This window comes from Tateyamaria sp. Alg231-49 (assembly GCF_900143535.1).
Taxonomy (GTDB): Bacteria; Pseudomonadota; Alphaproteobacteria; order Rhodobacterales; family Rhodobacteraceae; genus Tateyamaria.
In genome coordinates, this window is record NZ_FRFA01000012.1 from 74,438 (window position 1) to 93,838 (window position 19,401).

Sequence of the window (19,401 nt, forward strand, 5' to 3'; positions counted from 1 at the left end):
TTTCCAGCGGATTGCCCCAACTCCGAATTTTTAAACACCGGTGAAATTATGAAAAAACTTGTCGCTATACTTTTTGCCATACCTCTCCTAGCCGGCTGCGAGATTGTTGGCCTCTATGCGGGTGCCGCAGTGGTTGCCACAGCCCCCGTTTGGGTCCCCATTCAATACGGCGTGAGCCAATCAAAAGTGAAACAGCCCGTCGAAGTCGTTTCGAGTAAGGGAACGCCACTAGCACCCGCCTTTGCAGGCGAACCTAAAGCCAAACTGACGGTGCCAAGAAATGCCGTGATTTGCAAAGGCTCCCGCAACCTAAGCGAAGGAGGGTTAACCGGCCCGAGCAGATCCGAACTTGTTTGCAACAAAGGCCTAAAAGGTTTTCTAAGCTTTGACGGCCTGACAACCAAATATGCAGTAGTGACCGTGGACTCCATCGGCCCCCCGTCAAAGGAACGGAATGCGTCTTCTATCAAGGGGTACCAGCGTTGTACGGGCAACTTTAATGATAAAGGTGGTGTTGTTGCACCTTTTCTTATGAAGTGCGGGGATGAGCTTTATGGCGCAATGTCTCCAAACTCAGCAGCCCCAAACGCCAAAGAATTCACAGTCTGGCTTCCACCAACGCATTGAGACAGCGAAGGCGGGCCAAGGTTAGGCCAGTCAGCTTTAGCATGACGACTGCAAGCAGCCTTCTGTCAACGTCCGCTCTGGCCTCAATGCGTTCCTGCCTTACCGATGGACATCCGGCGCAAAGCTGTGGTGTCCGTCGATGGCGAAAACAAGAATTCCTACTCATTTCAGGCCTGGTCACTGCGCGCCGGATGACCTCAACAAGTTGGCCAAGTTGGCATATTCTGTCGCTGCGAACGAGGTGCCCCACGAATCCCCTAAGCCAATGAACCCGCGCGGAAACGGGCCAGCGCACAAGCCCCGGTACAACTGGTCAATGAAACAGGGCTAAAAACCGTTCATCGCAACCAATAACAGTCATTTTGGCCCAACACGGACGTTGATCATTCGCTCCTGAAACCGTTAAGAACTCGGCCAAGACGGGGGGACCAACAAAAATGACAGAAAAACAGGGCGATCCACGCCACTTAGAGACTTTGGATCGCGACCTGGCGCGATTTTCCAATCTGGAATCGGCCACAAGCCTCGTTGCCCGCCCCACGGTGGGTCTGGGCATCTCATTCATCTTTGTCGTGTTGGCCGGTTTGGCCGCTATGCTGTTGTTTGACCAATCAAACAACCTGTTGATCGTTGTCGTTGCGGCCTGCCTTGGGGCCTACATGGCGCTCAATATTGGGGCCAACGATGTTGCCAACAATATGGGCCCCGCGGTCGGCGCAAATGCCTTATCAATGGGCGGGGCGATTGCCATCGCCGTCGTTTTTGAAAGCGCAGGTGCGTTAATTGCCGGTGGTGATGTGGTTTCAACCATCGCAAAGGGCATTATTGCTCCTGAAAGCATGGGCACCGCCTCGGTTTTCATCTGGGCCATGATGGCCGCCCTTTTGTCCGCTGCTTTGTGGGTCAACCTCGCCACATGGCTTGGTGCACCAGTGTCTACGACACACTCTGTTGTTGGCGGTGTCATGGGGGCCGGTATCGCAGCTGCCGGATTTGCTGCGGTCAACTGGCCGACGATGGGCACGATTGCCGCAAGCTGGGTCATCTCGCCCATGCTCGGCGGGGCGATTGCCGCGTTGTTTCTGGCGCTGATCAAGTCGCGCATCATCTACCGCGAAGACAAAATCGCAGCGGCGCGCGTTTGGGTTCCGATTCTTGTGGGCATCATGGCAGGGGCGTTTGCCTCGTATCTGGCGCTGAAGGGCTTGAAGAAGATCATCAAGATTGACCTGCCCACCGCCCTTCTGATCGGGGCCGTCATTGGAGGTCTGATCTGGGTTGCGATGATACCCGTTATTCGAAAGCAATCCGAAGGTCTGGAAAACCGCAACAAATCCCTCAAGACCCTGTTTAGCATCCCGTTGGTTGTGTCCGCCGCCCTGCTCAGTTTCGCGCATGGCGCCAATGATGTGGCCAACGCGGTTGGCCCTTTGGCCGCCATCGTTCATGCGTCACAATCCGGAGATTTCCTGGAAGCGGCCTCTATCCCGATTTGGGTCATGGTCATCGGGGCCTTTGGCATTTCGTTTGGCTTGTTCCTTTTCGGGCCAAAACTGATCCGGATGGTCGGGGGGCAAATCACCAAGTTGAACCCGATGCGCGCCTATTGTGTTGCGCTGTCAGCGGCCATCACCGTCATCGTCGCAAGCTGGCTTGGACTGCCGGTCAGTTCTACCCACATCGCCGTTGGCGCGGTCTTTGGTGTGGGCTTTTTCCGGGAATGGGACGCGGAACGGCGGATCAAAAAGGCGCGGCTCGCGATGCCTGAACGGGCAAGCTATGCTCCGGAAGAACGGCGTCGAAGAAAACTGGTCCGGCGTTCGCACTTTATGACGATCATTGCCGCATGGATCATAACCGTTCCAGCAGCAGCGATTTTGTCAGGAACGATCTTTTTCCTGATCAATTCGACAATGGGTTGATAGTAGAACCGCACCGCATCCCAAGCTGCGTTGCGGGGCGATCTGCGCCCTGAATGTCGGTATGTGTTTACCGCTGCAGCGGACACTTAGGGGCTAAGGACGGTCACGTGCTGCCGATAGACATCTGGCGCCAAGCCAAGGTGCCCGTCGACGCAACACACGCCCCTCCGTCGCCCTTGCGACGGCCGATCAATTCTTAACGAGTTCTTACTCCGCCTCTGTAAGCCATTGATTTACAATGGGCGGACAGATGTCCCAGCGTGGGACACCCATTTTTAGTTGGCCACAGAGCTTTCCAGACCAACAGGTTGGCCCACCACAACAAAGTGCAGGTTCTCAGGGTCCAGCAACTCACCCGCAACCCGAGACACATCCTCCAGCGTGACAGCATCCACCTTGTCATTACGGGTCGCAATATAGTCGATCGGCAGGCCAAGCATCTGCATGCCGACCATGATCCGCGCAATCGGACCGTTGCCGTCAAACCGCAGCGGATAAGCCCCAGTAATGTAGGTCTTGGCGGCATCCAATTCTTTCAGCGTGATCCCCTCCGCGGCGGCGCGCGCCCATTCATCCCGGATCACCGACACAGCCTCGGCAATACTCTCATTGGCCGACGCCACCTGCCCCTGCAAAGTCGCCGCATAGTCCTGTGGGGCAAGATAGGAATAAACCCCATAGGTCAGGCCGCGTTTCTTGCGAACTTCGTCCATCAGGCGGCTTTCGAACCCGCCAGCCCCCAGCACCTGATTGAGCACGGCGGCAGCAAAGTAGTCCGGATCGTCCTGCGCAATGCCGCGCTGGCCAAAGATGGCAACCGACTGCGGTGTCTCAAACTCGACAACCGTCGTCCCCCCCTCAATCAGGACCGGCGCAGGCTCCGGCATCGGCGCCCCAATCTCAGGCAACTCCCCAAGCAGGGTATCCAGCAGCGGGCCTAGCTCTTCGGGCGTGATATCACCAGCCACGCCCACATACAGGCGATCACGGGCAAAGGCGGCGCTGTGCGCTGCCAGCATGTCGTCGCGCGACAGGGCCGTCACACTCTCAATCGTACCCGAATAATCCGTCGCGTACGGATGATCGCCGAAAGCCATCGCATCAAAGGTCCGGCGCGCAATTTCATCCGGGTCTTTTGCGTCAGATCGCAGACCCGTCAGCACCTGTTCGCGTACACGTTCGAGGGCCTCTGAAGCAAAGGAAGGTTCAATGATGGACTGGCGCAACAACTCAACGGCCTCATCGCGGTTTTCGCTCAAGAAAGTTCCGGACACAGACAGAGCGTCATCACCGACATCATACCCAAAGGAAACCGCAAGGCTTTCCTGCGCACGGGCAAAGGCCCGGGCGTCGAGGTCAGCGGCCCCTTCTTCGAGCAAACTGGTCATAAGGTTGATCGCCCCACGTGTGTCTGGCGCATCCAATGACGCACCACCGCGAAAGCGCAGTTCGATCGCCATGAAAGGGATCGACGGTTCGCGGACAAGCCACGCTGTGATCCCGCCGGGGCTGACCACTTCTTCGATCTCAACATCCGCACGGGCGGGCAAAGCAGCAGCGAAGGCGATGGCAATGATCAGGAACAGACGGGTCATTGGCTGATCTCCTCAGGGCTGATCGGACGGGTCAGCCACCCGGTCACCGATGCATCGCGGTCAAACACGTTGCGCGCGGCCTCCATGATGTCTTCAGGCGTCACCGCCTGCAGTACATCAGGCCAAACCTGAATGTCTTCGACGCTCAGGCCAACGGACATCGCAGCGCCATAGCGCCGGGCGATCCCATCGACATTGTCGCGCTGGTAAATCTGGCTGGCGCGCAACTGATACTTGATCCGGTCAAGCTGTTCTTCGTCCACGCCATCAATCAGGAACTGGGCAAGCACAGCGTCCATCGCCTCTTCGGCCTCTTCCAACGCGAGGCCCGGCACAGGCACGATCACCACATCAAATGTGGTGTCATCAAGGCTCGTGCCTCGGTAAAACGCTCCGGACCAAACTGCCTTTTGCTCTTCGAATTGCAGCTTTTCCGTCATGTAGCTGGTCTGCCCGCCACCCAACACCTCAGCCAGCAGGGTTAGCGCTGCTGCGGCCTCCTGATCTCCGGGGTCGCGTTCGGGGGCGAGGTAGGAGCGGCTTACATATTCCTGTGCCACGCGTGGGTCGCGGAAGATTATGCGGCGCTCGGCGTTCTGCGGAGGTTCGGCGCTGCGCACCCGCTCGGGAAGGTCAGGATTGGCCGGGATCGCGCCGTAGTACGTTTCGGCCAATCGCTTGACTTCTTCCGGGTCCACATCGCCCGACACCACAAGAATGGCGTTATTGGGGTAGTAGTAGGTGTTGTAGAAACCCAATGCGTCTTCTTTGTCCAAACTCTCCATCTCGTGCATCCAACCAATGATTGGTACGCCATAGCGGTGGTTCAGGTATTGGGCCGCGTTCATCTGCTCACCGAACAGGGCGCGCGGGTTGTTTTCGGTGCGCTGGTTGCGCTCTTCGATGATTACACGGCGTTCTGTCGCCACGTTTTCTTCGGTAAAGCGGATGTTGCGCATCCGGTCGGATTCCATCCGCATCATCAGCTCAAGTCGATCAGCGGCCACGCGTTGGAAATAGGCCGTGTAGTCATAACTGGTAAATGCATTGTCCCGCCCGCCGTTGGCAGCCACCGTGGAGGACAATTCGCCATCAGCAAGCGTGTCGGTTGCCTTGAACAACAGGTGTTCAAGGAAGTGCGCGACGCCAGAAGAACCGACAGGTTCGTCCGCAGATCCGGCTTTGTACCAGACCATATGTTGAACAACCGGGGCTCGGTGATCTTCGACCACCACAACATCCATCCCGTTTTCAAGGGTAAAGGTTGTGACTCCCTCTTGGTCGGCGCGCAAGCTGGCGGGCACGAGGGTGATCGACAATGTCAGAGCGGCGAAAATGGCGCGCAGTCGGGTCATGGCAAATCCTGATGAAGTGCGGTGTTGCTAACAGATACGCCAGTCGGGCCGGGGTTCAAGCGGTGCTGGCGGCTTTGTGAGGTATTAGACGCGGTGCTTAGCGACGCCCCGGCGGGGTCGTGGGGGTCGGAATACCAGCGCGCTGGAACTCGCGGGCCACAGCGCCCGGGCTGATCGCCTCGCGCCGGTAGGCTATTGCATAGGTGTCTTCGGCGAACAGCCGGATTTGGCTAAACCGCGCTTGCCGCCTGCGAAACTCTGCATCGGCCGCAGCCAGCGTGGCGCGAATGTTGGCCTCGCGACCAAAGCGGCTGGTATGGTTCACAAGGGCAGCATCGTTGCCCGGGATCGGCGCCGTGGGCGATCCACTTTGCCCGCCCAGTGTCGCAACGGCATCTTCAAGCGGGCGTTGGTCAGTACGATTAAACCCACCCGGCGTTGGCTGCGGCAAGGCCGCCAAACTGTCTGGGGTTTCAAGAGGTTTGGCCGGAACAATGATGAATTCATCCGGCCCGTTGCCTTGCTGCTGGAGTTGGCGCAGCCCTTTGTTTTCGCAGGCCGCGAGGGTCAGGATGGCAATCAGGGCGCAGACAATCAGGCGCATGAACGAACTCTCCTTGGGCTCGGCTTGCATTATCGCAGCTTGGGCGTACTTGTCACGCACCCTTTTTGCCCCGCTTCTTTTGGGCTGACGTGCCGTCCTGCCCGAAAAAGACAAGGCCGATAGCACCGGCAAAGATAAAGATGTCGGCCACGTTGAACACAAACGGGTTGTTGATCCCGCAGCAGGACATGTTGAGGAAATCCAGAACAAAGCCATAGAGGAGTCGGTCCAGCACATTGGCCAGCGCTCCGCCAACCAGCAGGCCCGCACTGATGTTGGCCAGCAGTGGCTGGGGGTGTTTGCGTACCCACCAAAGCACCCCGATGCAGATTACCAGAGCAATCGAAATCAGCACCCAGACGCTGGTGCCATCCCCAAGCAGACCAAAGTTGATCCCCCGATTTTCGCCATAGCGAAAATTCAGGATGGGTGGCAGCACGTCGATCGGCTTGAACTGAGACACTCCAAGCACATGGATCACCAGATACTTCGACAGTTGGTCGAGGACAAAGGCGAGTACAGCGCTGATCCAAAGAAGCTTCATGAGGTCCCTAATGCCGGAAATGCCGCATGCCGGTAAAGACCATCGCCAGTCCGGCCTCATCTGCGGCGGCAATCACCTCATCGTCGCGCATCGACCCCCCGGGCTGGATCAACGCCGTCGCACCGGCTTCGGCCGCCGTGATCAGACCGTCGGCAAAAGGAAAGAACGCATCAGAGGCAACAACAGACCCTTGAGTCAGCGGGGCAGGCAAACCCATGACCTCGGCCATGTCTTGCGCTTTGCGCGCCGCGATCCGCGTGCTGTCGACCCTGCTCATTTGTCCGGCCCCCACGCCGACGGTCGCGCCGTCTTTGACATAGATGATGGCGTTGGATTTCACGTGCTTGGCCACAGTCCACGCAAACAGCATGTCGGCCAGCTCTTGCTCGGTCGGTTGGCGTTTGGTTACGACCTTCAGATCATCTTGGCTGATCCGACCCACGTCTTTGTCCTGCACCAGATATCCGCCTGACACCTGTTTCATTGCCAAAGCGGCTGCTGCAGGGTCGGCCAACCCGTCCGTGGTGAGCAGCCTTAAGTTCTTCTTCTGACCAAAAATACCAATGGCGTCGGCGTCCGCCCCGGGCGCGATCACGACTTCTGTAAAGATGCCGCTGATGGCCTGCGCCGTTTGCCCGTCCAGTGGTTTGTTCAAGGCGATGATGCCGCCAAACGCGCTGGTGCGGTCACAATCAAAGGCACGGGCGTAGGCCTCGGCCAATGTGGCGCCTGTCGCCACGCCACACGGATTGGCATGTTTGATGATGGCGCAAGCAGGGCCTTGGCCTGCGAACTCGCTCACCAGTTCAAAGGCCGCGTCGGTGTCATTGATGTTGTTGTAGCTCAACTCTTTGCCCTGATGCTGGGTCGCTGTGGCTACGCCTGGACGGGCCGTGCCGTCCGTGTAAAAAGCCGCCGCCTGATGCGGGTTTTCGCCATAGCGCAAATTCTGCGCCAAGGTCCCACCAAAGGTGCGACGGCGTGGAGTTTCGCCGACTGCGCCTGCCATCCATGTGCTGACGGCTGTGTCATAGGCGGCGGTGCGGGCATAGGCGGTCTGCGCAAGGCGCTGGCGCAATGCATAGCTGGTCTTGCCCGAATGTTCGGAAAGTTCGGACAGCACCGCATCATAATCGGCAACGTCCACGACGACGGTGACAAACCCATGGTTCTTGGCCGCTGAACGGATCATGGCGGGACCACCGATGTCGATGTTCTCGATCACTTCGCCGTAAGGCGCGCCCTTGGCTACGGTTTCCTCGAACGGGTAAAGGTTCACCACAACCAGATCGATGGGGCCAATGCTGTGTTCCTCCATCGAGGCCACATGATCGTCATTGTCACGCAAAGCCAGCAAACCGCCGTGCACAACGGGGTGCAGTGTCTTGACCCGGCCGTCCATCATTTCGGGAAAACCGGTGACGTCTGCCACGTCCTTCACGTTCAACCCCGCATCGCGCAAGGCGCGCGCGGTCCCGCCAGTGCTAAGCAACTCGATGCCTTGCCCGGCCAGTGCGGTGGCAAACTCAACAAGTCCAGTTTTGTCAGAAACAGAAATCAGGGCACGGCGCATAGGCGTGAGGTCAGTCATGATTGGCAGCAATCCTTGTTAGTCATATATCTCGACCGGTTCATCCCGGTTCAGGTCGCGGATGCCCATGGCAGTTTCCTGCGCTTTGGACAAGGACCAGCGGACACGAGTGGCGTATCCCATGGCACGTCCAGACAGGCAGATTTGCTGACTGGCGCGCGGTTTCAGACGCCCGGTTTCGAGGTAAACACTTGGCTCAAGAGACATTTCCTGTGTCCCGTCATGGCGAAACACCCACATCTCGCCACTTTTGAGAGCAATCGATACGGCAGAGCCGCCCATATCGAGTTCAGCATCCACCTCGGGGTGCAGGTGAAAACGGATGTCGTAAGGAATGCCACCCAGCGTTTTGGCATCCATCACTTTGTCAAACACCCGCTTTTCGTGTTCCTCCAGCGCCAGCAGCATGTCCTCACCCGCCATACCGCGTCCGTCAAAGGTCAGTTCCAGCTGGCGCGCATGTGTCAGACCGTGCGTTCGACTATAGCCATTGTGCCCACCCTGAAAGCGCAGGCCGTCGGGCGCGTGGCTCACTTCGATGGGCACATGATCGGGCGCGTCAATCAGCACTTCACTGGCTGTTGCGCGGTCCGCATTCCCAAGCCGTGCGCTGGAAAAGCGATCCAGCGTCAACGTCGAGTGCGACGGTGTAGCACGCCCCGCCCGCCGCCAATTTGCGCCAAAGCTGGCCCCCGAACCGCAGTTCACAATCAATGGACGACGCCCGGACGTGACCTCGAACGCAAGGGTTGAGGCATGCGCATTTTGGCTCACAGCGGGCAAAGGCGGTCTGGCCGCGTCAATGATGATGCTGGTTCGCCCCGCACTCAGCCGCGCATAGCCCATGGACAAACCGTCGGCCTGTCGTGTGCGCACACCCGAAGCGGCCAGCGCATTGTCCAACCATCCTTCCTGCCCGCGCCCGCCACCATGAAAACGGGCCAGCCCGCCGTCAGAATGGCGCAACGTGCGCAAAGTCGGCGTGATCCGCTCGATAGCTGCCATATGCGCTTCGGGAACCGGTTTCCCCGCTTCCTCAAGGGCACCAGCAGCCCATGTGAGCAGCGTGTAAACGTCCAAAAGCTCTTCGGGGTTGCGGGTCGGTATCCCACCTTCATGGTCGATCTTTTGCGTGCACTCACGTGCCAAAGCAGCGATGGCAGGCGGGGCTAAATCCTCCATCCCCTCAAGCGAGAGGCCTGCATATATAAGTCCTGTAAGGGCCTCAAACCGGGGCAGTCCCGGGGCGGCGGCGTGCCAGCGCTTGGCAAGAAAGCGAGTCTGTTGCGCGAGCGAGAGGTAAAACGCGTCCGGCTCCTGACCGTCCAGTCCGCGCAATAGGAACAAGGCGTGGTTGATCCAACGGATCAGGCGTCGCCCTGTCAGATCAGGCGTCCAACCCGGTCCGCGCCCTTTGCCATAGCGGTCAATCCACCCCCACAACCAGCGTTGCGCGGCTTCGCGGCTTTTGCCGTCCCCGACGGCCGCAAGATCGTCGAGCCAGGCAAAACCCTGAAGGGCATCTTCGAATGTCGCGTCCGGCGCAGTCACGTCCCACAAGTTGGTGCCCGGTGCTTCGACAAGCGCGCCAGCGAACAGATAGTTGCCCGCCACCAACTGCCGCCCACGCGCGAAACTGCCGATTGTGCGAGGTTCGGGCGCAGAGACAAAGGCGGTAACGGTTCCTCCACGGGTCGCGCGCGCCGCGTGCCAGCGGTTCAGGAACCGGGCCTTTCGTGCGGAAAACCCAAGTGTGGTGGTCATGTTCACTGCCTCGTGGCGCCTCTACGCGCGCTTTCGCGCATCATAGCCCCAGCCGCGAGCCAAGTCACGCTTCCTCAAGCTGATTTGCGCAAGCTTGCGACGTAAAATCCGTCCATGTGGCCATGTTCCGCCCATAGGTCGGGGCGCAGACGCAGACCACCCTCTTCGGTGATCCAAGCGGGATCTATGCCGGGACGGTCCAGCGTGTCGCGATCCACCTGCAATCCGGGGTGACGCTCCAAAGCCTCTTCGATCTGCACTTCGCCCTCGTCCGGAAGCAGCGAACAAGTGCAAAACACGAGCCGGCCACCGGGTTTCAGCAAGGTCAGCGCGTGATCCAGCATGCGGCCCTGAAGCTCGATCAATGCGCCGAATTCTGACCCATCCTTTGCAAAGGGGAGATCGGGGTGGCGCCGAATGGTGCCCGTGGCCGAACATGGCGCATCCAGCAGGATGGCATCGTATTGACCTGTGATATCAAACACATCCGAAACTTCGGTCGTGGCGTGCAGGCCCGTGCGGATCAGGTTCTGTTTCACCCGCTCCATCCGTCCAGCCGAAATGTCGACAGCCGTGACAGTTGCCCCGCTCGCGGCCAGCTGCATCGTCTTACCACCGGGCGCGGCACACAGATCAAGCACGGCTTCGCCCGACTGCGCATTCAACACGCGGGCCGGAACAGCCGCAGCAGCGTCCTGCACCCACCAATCCCCTTGCGTGAACCCCGGCAGGGTCGACACCTGCCCCGCGTCTACCAGTCTTACGGACCCAGTGGGCAGCACCGTGCCGCCTGTCGCTTTGGCCACTGCCTCCACATCAGATTTTGGTGTGAGATCAAGAGGCGTCTGCGCAAAAAAAGCGGTCTCCATGCCCCCAACGGCCTCTGGCCCCCATGCCTGCACCAACGGCTTGCGCAACCACGACGGCAGACGCGGGGTGCGTAAGGTCGGCCATTGTTCCACGCCTTTGTCAGCCACTTTGCGCAACACCGCATTCACGAGACCCTTAAGGTGCCCATAGCGTTTGTGTTTGGAAATGATTGTGACCATCGCGTTGACCACACCATGCGCAGCCTCGCCCTGACACAGCTCGTAAGTACCAATACGCAAGGCATTGCGCACAGTTGTCGCAGGGTACTTTTGCAAATGGCGTTGCAGCAGGCGATCAACGCGTTCCATGCTGCGCAATGTCTCGGTCGCGAGGCGCTGCGCGCGGGCGCGGTCCGCAGGGTCGAGGCGATCAAGTGCCCCTGCCCCGATCACTTCGGACATCAGTTTGCCCTCGCCCATAATCTGGTCCAGCAGGTAAATGGCGCTGCGCCGCGCGGGGATGCCAATATCGCTCATGATGTATTCCGATGCATTGCCCACCTTGCCGGGGCCAAGTTCGGGCGTATATCAAGCACACAAGCCAAGAGGAACCCCATGAGCGAGACGTCCGACACAAGTGACCTGCCCCCAGCCGCCCAGCGCGCCTTGGCCGAGGCCGAAGAACGGCGCAAGGCAGCCAAGGCCCTTGAGTTGCCGACCGAGTTGGGCGGGCGTGATGGGCCAGAGCCTGTGCGTTACGGTGATTGGGAGAAGAAGGGTATCGCCGTCGATTTTTGAGGAGTTTGGTATGTGCTCGGGGTTGTCCACTATGCGCGACGAAGCTGCCGTTGGAACCAACGAGCAGAACGACCATTTTCTCGAAGATACCAAGAGAATTTATACAGGCACGTATTTTAGTGAAAACGGTGCCCAAATGTTTTTCCAAGGACGTGCGCTTTCCAGTTCATAGGCCAACTCGTACAGCATTCGGTCATGGCCTTCTGCCGCAATGAAATGTGAACCGATGGGTAGCCCAAGAGAAGCGCTCCAGTATAGTGGCACTGACATCGCCGGGCATCCGGCGAAATTGATGGGTGAGGTAAATTTCAATCGCGCTGCTGCATACTGCGCCAATTCATCAGTCCACAACTCGTCAGGCGTGTGCTCATACAACGGCGGTGCGACGACCGGAGCAACTGGCGCCAAAAGAACATCGTAGCGTTGGAAGACGCCATCAAAGAGAGGCACCAGATTGTCTAAGAATTCGCGGCCCTTGCCAATATCTTCTGCGGAATATGCAGCCGAAGCCTCAATGTTGGAAGCCAACAAAGGCGTCAGCAGCCCGGCTTCCATCAGTGGCTTGCCGGAAGCTGCTTCTACAGCTTGCTTTAAAGGCCCTACCTTTCCTGCAAAGAATTTCACATAGGCGTCGGCCATAGCATCTGCGTCAACGGGCCAATCTGTCTCTTCTACTACGTGGCCAAGAGACTCTAGCAATAGCGCCGCTTTGCGCTGCGCATCGGCAACCTCTGAGTCTGTTGAAATCAACTTCCCATCATCTATTACCAAGCCAATTCTAAGACGCCGGGGCGACGGTCCCTCGACAAAGCCCACTGGCGGAAATGGGTCGCCTGCGAAGTCTTCTGTAAGAGAAAAAGCAAGTGCGCTGTCGCGAACTGTGCGGGACAGCATCTGGTTTGTTTTCGCAATATCATGCCCGCCGTCCGCTTCGCCCGATAGCATTCGGCGGCGGCTAGGCTTCATACCGAATATTCCAGTCGCAGACGGTGGGAGCCGATTTGAACCGGCACCATCCGTTCCATGCGCCATCGGAACGACCCCTGAGGCCACTGCAACGGCTGATCCTCCACTGGAGGAAAATACGGAATAGTCAGGGTTCCAAGGGTTTCTGGTGGCACCAAAGACATCATTGTTCGTTATGACAAAACTGGCCATCTCCGGCACGTTGGTCTGGCCAAGAATGTTCAAACCAGCCCTCTCGATAGCTTCTACATATTCGACGCTACTCTCTGGGACGTTATTCAACATCAACCGTGAACCGTCCGTTCGAGGCATCCCACCAATATCGATCATGTCCTTCATCAGGATTGGGACACCCGCAAAGGGCGCGTCGAGCGGAATCGTGTCGGCCTTCAAGCGGGCTTTGTCGAACGCTGAGTTCGTCATAAAATTCAGCGCTGGATTCATCACCTCGATCCGACGGATGACTATCTCAACCAATTCCGATTGAGTAAACTCACGGGCGCGCAACCGATTTGCCAGTCCCGTTGCATCTTCGTCAATTAGCTCGTCCATGCGACGTGTCTGAGCAAGGCCTGCAACCGGCTTCAATCCTGAGACAGCCGTCGCAGCGGCGGATCGCATCAAAAATGCTCTACGGGTTTGTCCGGACACTAGGCTCACTCCTTGCGCTTCTAAGTTCGGCAAAATTAGATCAAATCCTTCGATTATCAAACAAGGAGCAATTTAGGCGCTTCTCATGATCGCGCATCGCTAGCGATGGGCAGAGTGCTTTCCGTTGTAATTTCTCCTCGAAATTTTTTAGAATTAACTTCAAAAAATGCGAACCACAGCATCAGTCAGTTTTGGGCTTGTCTTATGCTTTCCTTATCGATCTGCAAAGATTGAGCCACTGCCGGCCAAGCCATTTATGGCTGGCAGTGGTGGCGGCTGGATCGCTTTGGGCTTGGTCGTGAGGGACCGTTTTCGAGTATGGTCAGCCGCCGTCTTCGCATGAGGCCTGAACGGATACGCAAGCTGGATTTTTCATGGGCTTGCATGACAAGCATAGGACATGACGATGATGACAGATGATAGCATAGGCATTGATATTTCGAAGGACTTTCTGGAAGCGCATCGGTTAAGCGATGGAGGCACAGCGCGCTTTCCCAATGCACCTACCGGTTTCCGTGCCCTCTCAGCATGGTTGGGCGCGGACATACCTGCTCGTGTCGTATTTGAGGCCACTGGTCCGTATCACAGACGTTTTGAACGCGCACTTTCTCGGCGACTCCCTTTGGCCAAGGTCAACCCTTTGCAGGCGCGGCGGTTCGCTCAGGCCTGCGGCTCCAGGGTGAAGACAGATGTAGTAGACGCGCGCATGCTCGCAAGCTTTGGAAAAGCCTTTGCCTTAAAGCCAGACCAACCCATCGACGAAAAGCAATATGAAATCAGAGAGTTATTCAGTGCCCGAGGAGCTCTTATCAAGGATCGCACCCGATTGATAAATCGTCTGCAAACACAAACTCTTGCTCTCGTCAGGCGGCAAACCAAAGCACGGATAGAACAGCTAACGCGTCAGCTGAAGGCATTACAACAAGACATTAACGTAAGGCTGCAAGACTGCCCCAGCCGCGCCCGGGCCAACGCAATTTTACGATCAATCCCGGGCATAGGCGAAGTGGCCGCAGCAACCATTCTGATTGAGATGCCTGAGGTCGGTACTCTTGATAAGAAGAAAGCTGCAAGCCTGACCGGGCTGGCTCCGATGACCCAACAGTCGGGAAAGTGGCGTGGCAAAGCCAGCATTCAAGGGGGCCGAAAGCAGTTGCGCGACGCGCTCTACATGCCTGCTCTCGTCGCTGTAAAACACAACCCCGATATGTGCAAAAAATACCAGAGAATGATCAAACAGGGAAAACCGCAAAAGGTCGCTCTCACAGCAATCATGCGGAAACTCATTGAGCTCGCCAACACATTGGTCAAAGCAGATCGAGAGTGGGTTCAAAACCACGCTTGACCAAGACGGATACTCGAAGCGGTCTTGCGGCGGCGCAGCAGAGCAAGCTTGGACTGCTCACCGAAAGCGGTCATTCCCGAAAAGTGGAAAATTCAACGCTTGCAGCGGCGTGGCCCGATGCCCGGACATTCGGCTGTTCAGAGCGGTCGTTGGACTACGGGGCCCACTACGACCGCACTGAGCCCTTATTTCCGAATGCTGCACGTTGCACGAATGTCAGCTTCAGATGGCGCGGGCATCATACGGCGAATGAAATGAGTTGATGCTCTGAAACAAAGCCAGCTTTCTCAAGGGTGGCTTTCGACGCGATGTTGCTAGCCCCACACCCGCAAATCGGACGTAATCCCGCAAGCTCAATTTTATTGGCAATCTCGCTAACAATGTGGGTTCCTAACCCTCTGCAACGAAAGCCTGGGGCAACCATCATACCGATATCTACTGCATCGCTATCTTCACTGAAGCGGTTGGAAACCCCACAACCAACGATCTCTCCGACTATCTTGACTGTCCAAAGCATGTCCCTGCTGGCTAAAGCCGCGATCTCACCTTGGCTTTCAAAGAAATCTTCATTGATCTCCCAAAGCGGTTCGACATCGGTTGGTATTGCAGCGCTTATCTCTGCGCTATTGAATGTTATGTGAGTGCAGGCTTCTCGTTTTCTGAACAGAAACCCTCCCACAGAACCCTGCCATCCAAGCTTCTGACAAGATTGCACGAAGGCACGATCAAAGGACTTGACCAGCGCCGTTGAGAAGCCGTGTTGATCATGTAGAGACCGCAACAGCCTCGTCGAGTTCTCAGGTTCGGGACTGAAGAACTCGACCAAGCTAGTTCCATTTGTGACGCCATACGATCCATCGTCATTCGTCCAAAATTCCCCAAAACCAACCATTTCTTCTAAGAAGAACTCTTGGGGTTCTTCGAGAGATTTGAGGTATCGCTGCCGTAGCTGCGGTGATGGATCGAGTGAAAGCGTGAATCTTGACATGTGCGCCGTTGTAGCCGACTGGGCATCACAGCAACAACGGACATTGGTGCAACCGCAGCGAATTGCCGGTTTGTCCCGCAACTGAGACATAGGACTTTGGCGCAGCGAACGTCCGGATTGGGTTCGAGCCAATTTGGCAGCGTTCAATGACCGCTTTCGGGAAAATTACGCTGCAATGCCGCGACCAGTTTCGCAATTTAGCGGACAAGCCGTCGCGAAATTCGCTGCAACGGCATTAGGCGGGTTTGTCCGCAGAGCCGTCGTTCAGGCATTGCGTAGCGAACGTCGTTTCAGAGCCCAAAGCTTATGGATTGAAGTTGCAGTTTTTTGGGCTGGGCGTGCAAACTTATGGGGCCGTGCAGTATCATAGGTTTCTCATTTCTTTGCTCCTCCAGGGAATGCTCTTCTGTTCCTCGTAGGCGTCCAGAACTGCCTTTACCCAAAGCTTTATCGAGTCCTTTTTTAGGTCCATGTAAGGAGAGTGAGCGCCATATGACCTCTCGGTCACATCGGCGGCGCTTTGCCTCATGCGGTCGTATGCACTCTGGTCGTTCTGGTTGAACCCGAGGATTGTTGGATCTTTGATGGCATGTGTCAGGATCGCGGAGGCACCACCGGCGTATCCAGCGTCACTGAGAAACTTTGCCAGCGTTCGCCTGATATCATGTGGCGACCACCAGTCGATCCCTTCTTCTCCCAGCAAATCCGGCCAAGGATTTGATTTTGGGGTCAACCGTCTATCGTTCTCAGGCTTGTTTCGGTCCTTGCCAGCGAGACGGGACAGGATTTGATACGCGCCTGAGCCGGTGACAGTCTTGTTTGAATTCTGCGTTGAGGGCAAAAAGAATTCTGTTTCCCCGTAGACCGATTGCATGCGGAGGAACCTGTTCAGGTGGTCGATTGCCTGCTTTGGTACAGGCAGGATAACCCGCTGATTTCCCTTTACCTTTTCCACGTTCCAGGACGCCAGTTGCCAGTCTTCTGGAGCAAGAGGGTCTGTGACAAGGTCACTTTTCATAAGCGAAAAGGCTGCACCTGTTCTTTGACAGGTGAGAACAGCCCACCACAAAGCTGCCAGTGTCCAGGGATGCACGCCTGACTTGAAACACTGCCGGCCAGGGAGCGGATGGCTCAGAAACTGTTCGGCAATCCACAACGTTCTCACTGCTTCGTCCAGTTCAGGCCTGCGGGTCTTCGGCTTCACGATCACCGGTGATGCGAGCATGAGCCACCATGGGTGCACCTTCTCCAAGCCACTGGCACCGCTATGAAAGCGCGCGCACCATGTCAGAGCTTCTCGTGTATAGGACACGAGTTTCACCGATGCGGAAACACCATGGGATTTGCGTGTCGCGTCGCGCACCTTTTCCAGATCTCCTTGGGTAAGGCGCGTGGCTTCACAATCCAAAGTGTTCGCCCAAGTTGGTCGTGACAGAACGTACCTGATATCCCTCTCGGTCGCGGGTGCTACTGACTTTTTGCCATCTTTGGACAGCTTGTCCTCGAGGGTTGCCTCAAAGCACGCCCGCAACGTCCAGCCAGGTGGCGTCTTCACGAGTCTCGCCACTGATGCCTCGTGGTCCAGCCCTTGGTCCCGATGCGCCATATAAGCCTCGAATTTGTCTGGCTGAGACATGAGAATGGTGCGCACATTGGCAGCCTTTTCCCGAGCGGCTTTTACGCTTGTGATTGGTCTTACAGTTGGACACGGATAAAGTTGACCGATGGTTTTAGTGCTCTGCTTAAACTTGCTCAACCAAACGGCCCGATGGCCCCTGACTCTTAAGTGCAAACCGAGCTTGCCGTAGTCCTTGAACGTGTAAGTGCCGTCATAACCTTCTTCTGCCATTTTCTCGGCTTCGTTAACAATGCGTCGATCAATCTCGCATGCTCTTGTTGGCATGTTTTGTCCTTCTCTAATGATCAGAGTGACATCGCATGTTTCCAAACTTGAATCGTTTAAGACTTTTTAAAGTCTGATGATTTTCGCCGTGTGGCATACCGATCTGTCAGTCCACGGCGGCTGTAGAACCGCATATTTTTGTCAACTCAAGGCAATTCGATGCGCTGAACCCGCGGGCAGCAATCCTAGAGCGTCGATGTGCTTGGGCAGGCGAGACGCTATCTTTGACCTTTCTGAAGCGCAATCAGTTGATGTGAGGCGCTTCATTCATCACATTGATTACCTGGGCTTTAGCATCCTGCTTCGGGCGGCCTTGTAGGTGACTATAGCAATTCTCTGAGAGCAAAAAAATTTCAATCTGATAAGCGCCGGGTTTTTTGCTTGTCTGAGTTTTCCGTATTGAGTGGAAAAAACAAAACCCCCTGCAATCTAACGCAGTGGAGTTATCATGTTGCCCAGGATTCTGTCCGTATCTTCCGGCTTTCACATCAACGGGCCTAAACTTTCCCAGACACTCCTCCGCGGGGTGTTCAAGCGCCATGTTTTTGGAGCGCGAACAGATCTTAGATTATTGCGCGAGTTTGATTTTCCTGCGGTCGTCTGCCCATTCTTGCCTTATCTTGACGATGACGGCTTTCTGTTCTGTGACCCTGCCTTGTTCATTTGTCAACGCAGTCCTCAATTGATCTAAGGTCTTCTTCTGAGCAGGGATCTCCTTTCGAAGGTTTCGCTTTTCTTTTTTGGCTTCAGGAGTCTTAACGAAAGCGCAGAGCTCTTTTGCCTCTCCAATCACGCACTTTATCTTTTGAATTTCAGAATACGTTTTGTCTCGCTCTGATTTTTACCGCCCTATTCTTCTTTTTGCTGATTCAATGTTTGAATTATATCTGTTTAAATCTTGCTGAGAATATTTGTCAAAAATACTTTTGATATTCCAATGGTTTCTGACTTTCTTCCCTCCGCGACCAGTGTAACCGTTCCAAAGTGAACGCTGTCTCTCGGACCAGTTGTAATAATCTTCCTTGCTAGCCTTGTTCTTTTTTAAATCCTGATATGCATCATCCAGTTTGGATTTGATCGACTTCATCTGATTGTGAAGGTCATTGAGGTCATCATAAAGTCTGCTCTTGTCGTCGAAGCAATTCTCCAAATCTCGCAATCTTTTAGATTTGAAATCATAAATTGAATTCACCCCATGAAGGTCTTTCTCTGCGGCTGCCTTGCTCGCCTCAAGCTCACTCAAAATAACTTGTTCAGAGGCAATCTCTGCCTTGTATACACATGCTATGCCGTCAAGTTTCTTTCTCGTCTCTGCACCGGGGAGCCAAAGCTTTCTCAATTTTGTTAGGAACTTCAATGACCTGCCCTACACGCAAACTATCTCAACTTAAAAGCACATAAGGTATGGAAAAATCCACCCCAAATGGATTGGCTTATCTGCAAAAAAGCGACGTGTCTCACCTTAGATTGCAAGGTCGATAGAACATACATTTGGGTATTGTCCGTCGTCAGAGTTTTTGGAACCAATGGCGATCTAAACTAAGAGAGAGTTTGGCTCATCTGGTTGGTTTGATTATGCGGCGCGTTTTCTGTGTTGCAAGCGGCGCGCTTCGAGCGTCTTTCGTTTGATCCTTTCCCTCTGTTTTAGAATGGCTTTGTCACGCCCGAAGTAGACGTCGGCGGGTGTGACGTTGTTAATGCTCTCGTGATAGCGCTGATGATTGTAGTGATCGACGAAGGCTTCGATCTGGGCTTCGAGGTCGCCGGGCAGGAAGTAGTTTTCCAGAAAGATCCGGTTCTTCAATGTTTGATGCCAACGCTCGATCTTACCTTGGGTTTGCGGATGATACGGCGCACCGCGCGAGTGTTTCATCCCCTTGTCCTGCAACCATTCAGCCAAGTCGCCGGAGACGTAGCTTGAGCCGTTATCGCCTCTGAC

At 55.9% G+C, this 19,401-nt stretch carries 16 protein-coding genes; 4 read left to right on the forward strand and 12 right to left on the reverse strand.

The window, feature by feature from the left end:
- Positions 1-48 precede the first annotated feature (48 nt).
- The gene (locus tag DHN60_RS16750) at positions 49-627 is read left to right on the forward strand and encodes a hypothetical protein (protein ID WP_108838476.1); all 579 of its coding nucleotides are present in this window, start codon (positions 49-51) and stop codon (positions 625-627) included.
- Positions 628-1,064: 437 nt separating this feature from the next.
- A complete protein-coding gene (locus tag DHN60_RS16755; RefSeq protein WP_108838477.1) occupies positions 1,065-2,549 on the forward strand; it encodes an inorganic phosphate transporter in 1,485 nt (494 codons plus the stop codon).
- Positions 2,550-2,824: 275 nt separating this feature from the next.
- On the opposite strand, the gene DHN60_RS16760 is transcribed toward DHN60_RS16755, so the two are convergent.
- From DHN60_RS16760 to DHN60_RS16790, 7 genes are all read right to left on the reverse strand, one after another.
- Positions 2,825-4,144, reverse strand: coding sequence for a pitrilysin family protein (locus DHN60_RS16760; RefSeq protein WP_108838478.1), 1,320 nt, complete (start codon positions 4,142-4,144; stop codon positions 2,825-2,827).
- The gene (locus tag DHN60_RS16765) at positions 4,141-5,499 is read right to left on the reverse strand and encodes a pitrilysin family protein (protein WP_108838479.1); all 1,359 of its coding nucleotides are present in this window, start codon (positions 5,497-5,499) and stop codon (positions 4,141-4,143) included. The genes DHN60_RS16760 and DHN60_RS16765 overlap by 4 nt, the downstream gene beginning before the upstream one ends.
- 97 nt (positions 5,500-5,596) lie before the next feature.
- Positions 5,597-6,103 carry a DUF3035 domain-containing protein gene (locus DHN60_RS16770; RefSeq protein ID WP_108838480.1) on the reverse strand — a complete coding sequence of 169 codons (507 nt, stop codon included), beginning with the start codon at positions 6,101-6,103 and terminating at the stop codon, positions 5,597-5,599.
- A 52-nt stretch (positions 6,104-6,155) separates the two neighbouring features.
- Positions 6,156-6,647, reverse strand: a complete 492-nt coding sequence (gene lspA, locus DHN60_RS16775) for a signal peptidase II (RefSeq protein ID WP_108838481.1) — start codon at positions 6,645-6,647, stop codon at positions 6,156-6,158.
- Between the two features lie 7 nt (positions 6,648-6,654).
- Positions 6,655-8,238: a bifunctional phosphoribosylaminoimidazolecarboxamide formyltransferase/IMP cyclohydrolase gene (gene purH, locus DHN60_RS16780; protein WP_108838482.1), complete on the reverse strand. Its 1,584-nt coding sequence runs from the start codon at positions 8,236-8,238 to the stop codon at positions 6,655-6,657.
- 18 nt (positions 8,239-8,256) lie between these two features.
- Positions 8,257-10,002: a heparinase II/III family protein gene (locus tag DHN60_RS16785; protein WP_108838495.1), complete on the reverse strand. Its 1,746-nt coding sequence runs from the start codon at positions 10,000-10,002 to the stop codon at positions 8,257-8,259.
- 74 nt (positions 10,003-10,076) lie between these two features.
- Positions 10,077-11,348, reverse strand: coding sequence for an RsmB/NOP family class I SAM-dependent RNA methyltransferase (locus DHN60_RS16790; protein ID WP_108838496.1), 1,272 nt, complete (start codon positions 11,346-11,348; stop codon positions 10,077-10,079).
- A 78-nt stretch (positions 11,349-11,426) separates the two neighbouring features.
- Between DHN60_RS16790 and DHN60_RS16795 the strand changes: the two genes are divergently transcribed.
- Positions 11,427-11,609 carry a DUF1674 domain-containing protein gene (locus tag DHN60_RS16795; RefSeq protein WP_108838483.1) on the forward strand — a complete coding sequence of 61 codons (183 nt, stop codon included), beginning with the start codon at positions 11,427-11,429 and terminating at the stop codon, positions 11,607-11,609.
- A 99-nt stretch (positions 11,610-11,708) separates the two neighbouring features.
- Here DHN60_RS16795 and DHN60_RS16800 read toward each other — a convergent pair whose 3' ends face one another.
- Entirely contained in the window at positions 11,709-13,127 is a 1,419-nt protein-coding gene (locus DHN60_RS16800) for an amidase (RefSeq protein ID WP_159089252.1), read from the reverse strand.
- Between the two features lie 508 nt (positions 13,128-13,635).
- Here DHN60_RS16800 and DHN60_RS16805 point away from each other — a divergent pair.
- A complete protein-coding gene (locus tag DHN60_RS16805; protein ID WP_234423680.1) occupies positions 13,636-14,571 on the forward strand; it encodes an IS110 family transposase in 936 nt (311 codons plus the stop codon).
- Between the two features lie 238 nt (positions 14,572-14,809).
- Here the strand turns inward: DHN60_RS16805 and DHN60_RS16810 are convergent, their stop codons facing one another.
- From DHN60_RS16810 to DHN60_RS16835, 4 genes are all read right to left on the reverse strand, one after another.
- Positions 14,810-15,559 (reverse strand): GNAT family N-acetyltransferase, encoded by a 750-nt coding sequence (locus DHN60_RS16810; protein WP_159089253.1) that lies wholly within the window; start codon positions 15,557-15,559, stop codon positions 14,810-14,812.
- 364 nt (positions 15,560-15,923) lie between these two features.
- Positions 15,924-17,462, reverse strand: coding sequence for a hypothetical protein (locus tag DHN60_RS16815; RefSeq protein ID WP_108838487.1), 1,539 nt, complete (start codon positions 17,460-17,462; stop codon positions 15,924-15,926).
- Between the two features lie 841 nt (positions 17,463-18,303).
- Positions 18,304-18,819, reverse strand: coding sequence for a hypothetical protein (locus tag DHN60_RS16830; protein WP_108838490.1), 516 nt, complete (start codon positions 18,817-18,819; stop codon positions 18,304-18,306).
- A gap of 216 nt (positions 18,820-19,035) precedes the next feature.
- Positions 19,036-19,401 (reverse strand): integrase core domain-containing protein (locus DHN60_RS16835; RefSeq protein WP_159089254.1); only part of this gene is annotated, 366 nt, incomplete at its 5' end.